Consider the following 4309-nt stretch of genomic DNA (forward strand, 5'->3'; position numbering starts at 1 on the left):
GCCCCAACCCCTGCGCCGACCGCCCCTACGCCCACGCCGACCGCCCCGGCGTCTCCCCGGCCGGCCGAGACCCGCACCGTCCCCGACCGCCCGGCGCGCGCCCGGCGGCGTGTCGCCCTCTTCCGCGCGCCGTCGCCCTTCCGGGTCGCCGCCGCGGTCTGCGCGCCGGCCCCGGAACATGCGCCCCGAAGACATGCGCCCCATAGACATCCGTCGCAAAGACATCCGGCGTCCCCCGATACCCGTCCGACCCGAACCGCGTGTGGCCGGGCAGCCTAACGCGTCCGCCGGGGCGCGCAAGAGGCCGGACGGCGGTTTCGGGCCGATGTCCGGCGCGTTCGAACAGCCGTCCCGAGCCCTCCATTTCGCCGATTGACCGCCCTCGGAGCGGTCGTGAGAATCGGAACGCCCTCTCCTCCTCGCCTCCGACCGGGCGTTTCCGGTCCGCGCCGGGGAGGCGAACCGGAGGGGAAGCATGAGCGAACCCGGGGAGAGAAAAGGGAATTCCGGCCGCCGGGGTGGCGCGTTCCCTACGCTCCGGCGCGTTCGAGTGCGCAGGCGACGGGTAGGCGCAGCGAGCATGACAGCACGTGAAACTCGGGGGAAAACTCAAGGGAAGGGACTGCTCGTGACACGCCTCACCGCCACACGCCTCGTGGGGGTCGCCGCCGCCGCGGGGATCGCGCTCACCGCCGCCGCCGGGACGGCCGGGGCCGCCGGGGACGGATCGGGGGCCGCGTCGGCCACTCCGACGTGCGGCACCTCCGACCTGCGGATCTCCTTCGCCGAGCGGCTCGGCGGCGGGATGAACCACGCGGGCGGCACGCTGGAGTTGAAGAACACCACCCAGCGGACGTGCGCGCTGCGCGGTTACCCGGGCCTGGGCCTGGCGGACTCCCAGCGCAAGGCGCTGCCCTCGCACACGGTGTGGGGCAGCACCTGGTACGCGGACGACCCGGGCAACAAGCTCATATACCTCAAGCCCGGCGAGGCGGCCCAGGCCAACGTCGCCTGGACGCACTCCGGCACGGACGCCCGCAAGGGGACGTACCTGCTGGTGACCCCGCCCGCCGCGCGGACCCATCAGGCGATCCCCCTCGGCGACCTGGTCGACAAGGGTGAACTGCACGTCACCGCTGTCGCCCACAAGGTGCCGGTCCGCGGCTGAACGCGGCCGCTGACCGGAGGAAACACACCGTCCCGGGTGATGCGCGCGCCGTTCGGCGCAAAAGCGTCGCATCACCCGGGACTTTACTTTTCCCTGATTGCTTCATGACCAGGACTTGACTAGCCTCCGGACCGGAAGTGAGGGGCGCCACTCCGCCCGAGCGGCCCCCGACTCCCCTCCCGCGCACCGCCGTTCACTCCCGCGACGGGCGCGACGGGACACAGCGCCACCAGCACGAGCGACACACGAAAGACCCGGGGTACGCCGTCTTGCGACGGCGGACACCCGGGTTCTGGTCAGCGAACGCGCACAGCCGGTCACGAGCTTGGCGGCAGCGGTCGGCGGCGCGTTGCCCAACTCACCCCGGAGGGTACCGTGAACCACCCCGATCGGCTACGCGCCGCGATAGCGGCCGACGGCACCACCCCGCTCATCGGCGTCTTCGACATGTTCTCCGCCTCCGTGGCGGCCCGGCACTACGACGGCATGTTCGTCTCCGGCTTCGGTTTCGCCGCCTCCCATTACGGCCTCCCGGACATCGGGTTCATCGCCTGGCCCGACCTGGTCGGCTTCGTCCAGCGGCTGCGCCAGGCGTTCCCCGCGCAGCACCTGCTCGTCGACATCGACGACGGCTATGTGGACCCCGAGACCGCCTGCCACGTGGTGCGTTCGCTGGAGCAGGTCGGCGCGTCGGGTGTGATCCTGGAGGACCAGAAGCGGCCGCGGCGTTGCGGGCACGTGGACGGCAAGCTGATCCTTCCGCTGGAGGAGTACCTGGAGAAGCTCACCATGGTGCTGGAGGCCCGGCGCGACATGGTGGTCGTGGCCCGCACCGACGCCACGGACGAACCCGAGATCCTGCGCCGCGCCAAGGCGCTGGCGGCCACCGACTGCGATGTGATCCTGGTCGACGGGGTCCGCAGCGTCGACTGGATCCGCAAGGTGCGCGACGTCATCGGCGACAAGCCGTTGCTGTTCAACCAGATCGCGGGCGGCAAGTCGCCCCGGCTGTCACTGCCGGAGCTGTCGGACCTGGGCGTGGACGTCGCCATCTACAGCACCCCGTGCCTGTTCGCGGCGCAGACCGCGATGGACGAGGCCCTGGCCGGGCTGAAGCGGGACGACGGGCGGCTGCCCGCGTTCACGCCGGCGTCGGTCGGGGTGGCCGACTGCCTGGCGCTGCTGGAGAAGAACATCTCCCGCCACCACGACCGGGCGCCGGAGCCGGTGGCCGCCGGCTGACCCGGGCTCGCCGGGGCCCGGGGTCCGCCACGCCGCGGACGTCCCCCGGGCCCCGGGCACGCCGGGCCGTCAGCCGCGGCTACTGCGGCTGCCGAAGCGGCTGCGGACCACCCGCCGCTTGAGCCGGTGGAGGAGCGGCCAGCGCTCGCGGGACGCCCGGGAGTGCCGGTCCAGCTCCTCCGTCAGCCGCTCGGTGCGCTTCTCCACGTCGAGTTCGTCGAGGATGCGGTCGATCTCGGCGAGCAGCGACCCGTGCAGCTGCCACTGCCGGGGATGCTCGCGGACCTTGTCGAGCAGCAGGTGGGCGGCCCGGTCGCGGCTCTCCCGGCCGACGGCGAGGTCCTCGACGAGCCGGGCCTCGGCCTCCTCGGCGTTGGCGCTCACCTGGCTGGTGATGAGCACCGCGAAGCTCTCCAGGGCCCGGGCGAGGTGGTGCATGACGTCGGTGAGCGCGGCGGCGACGTCCTCCGGGAAGAGAGGCTCGTCGGTGCGCTCGCGCGCCAGGTCGGTCAGGGACCGGCACATCACCCGGACCACGACGGCGGAGATCTCCAGCGCGTCGAGGCCGGTGCGCAGCACGATCCGGGACAGCAGGCCCTCCTTGACCCGGGGGTTGAGGCGGAGGCTGTCCTCGGCCTGCCGGAGGGAGACGTCGACCTCGGCGACGTCGTGGTCGAGCCGGCGCGCCTCGTGCAGCCGGGCGGCGGCCTCCGAGACGGGGGTGGGCCGGCCCACCTCGGAGCCGAGGTGACGGAGGAGTCCGCTTATCCGCCGCGCCAGGTCCTGGATGGCGTCGCCGGCCGGCTCCACCCAGACGGGCGGCACCAGCAGCACGTTGAAGAGGAGCCCGACGACGGCTCCGATCACGGTCTCCAGGACCCGGTCCCAGGCGGTCTCCGCCACCCGGGTGACGCCGAGGACGAGCATGGCGCTGATCGCCACCTCGGGGACGAACTCCCCCACGTGGACGAAGCGCCCGATGACCAGCGACGCCAGGATGATCAGTCCCAGGCTCCACCAGGTGAGGCCGACCAGGGCGCTGAAGCCGATGGCGATCAGGACGCCGGCGACGACGGAGTTCACCCGGCGGATGCCGGTGGTCAGGGTGGAGTACAGGGTCACCTGGACGACGAGCAGGGCGGTCAGCGGCGCGGTGAGCGGCGCCGGTTCCTTGCTGAGCGTCAGCGCCACCGCGTACGCGATGACGGCGGCGGCCGTGGACCGCACCGTCTGCGCGACGGCGGGCTCTCTGCCGCGTCGGACCAGGGTCGTCAGGGGTTCGGGAAGATCACGCACTGTAGACGCTTTCCCGATCACTCGCGTGGCAGACCCCGAGGTGAGGCACGCCACCCGGCTGGTCGCGGGGGTCTCCTCCGCCGTACGGCGGCGCGCGGGCCGGGGACTCCGTCGGGCGGTCGCGCGATCGCCGGGCGCCCTGCCGGCGGACGGTCAGCGAGCCGCGAGCGGGACGACGACGGCGGCCAGGGCGGCGACCGAGAGGAGGAGACCGGCCAGGAGGGCGATGAGCCGCCGCTGGGTCCGCAGCCGGGCCTCGCGGGCGGCCTCCCGCAGCCCGCGGGCGCGCTCGGCCGACGCGCAGGCGGCCAGGAACTCCCGCTCGGGGCCGCAGGGCGGGTACGCCCCGTCCGTCCGGGTGGCCGGGAGACGTTCGGGCCCGGAGCCGGGCTCGGTGCCGGCAGCCTCCCGCGCGGCCCCACGCCCGGTACCGGTCCAGGCTTCGGGCTGACGCTCGCGCCCACGCCCGCCACCCCCGGCATCGACACCGGACCCGGTGCCGGCACCGGCCTCCCGCACGGTCCCGCACCCGGCACCGGCCCCGGCTTCGAGCTGACGCTCACGCCCACGCTCGCCGCCCCCGGCATCGACACCGGACCCGGT

Annotated in this window: 3 protein-coding genes and 1 pseudogene; 2 read left to right on the forward strand and 2 right to left on the reverse strand. The window is 73.7% G+C overall.

Features of this window, described 5'->3' with window-relative positions; all coding sequences use genetic code 11:
• The first annotated feature begins 628 nt into the window (after window positions 1–628).
• Both ACSNOK_RS31160 and ACSNOK_RS31165 read left to right on the forward strand, forming a co-directional pair.
• The gene (locus ACSNOK_RS31160; protein WP_436784151.1) at window positions 629–1168 is read left to right on the forward strand and encodes a DUF4232 domain-containing protein; all 540 of its coding nucleotides are present in this window, start codon (window positions 629–631) and stop codon (window positions 1166–1168) included.
• A 375-nt stretch (window positions 1169–1543) separates the two neighbouring features.
• Window positions 1544–2410, forward strand: a complete 867-nt coding sequence (locus ACSNOK_RS31165) for an isocitrate lyase/PEP mutase family protein (RefSeq protein WP_436784152.1) — start codon at window positions 1544–1546, stop codon at window positions 2408–2410.
• A 69-nt stretch (window positions 2411–2479) separates the two neighbouring features.
• Here ACSNOK_RS31165 and ACSNOK_RS31170 read toward each other — a convergent pair whose 3' ends face one another.
• Window positions 2480–3706 (reverse strand): aromatic acid exporter family protein, encoded by a 1227-nt coding sequence (locus tag ACSNOK_RS31170; RefSeq protein WP_436784153.1) that lies wholly within the window; start codon window positions 3704–3706, stop codon window positions 2480–2482.
• A gap of 153 nt (window positions 3707–3859) precedes the next feature.
• Window positions 3860–4309 (reverse strand): annotated as a pseudogene (locus tag ACSNOK_RS31175) (hypothetical protein); the annotation flags it as partial.

This window comes from Streptomyces sp. URMC 126 (assembly GCF_051386555.1).
GTDB lineage: Bacteria > Actinomycetota > Actinomycetes > Streptomycetales > Streptomycetaceae > Streptomyces.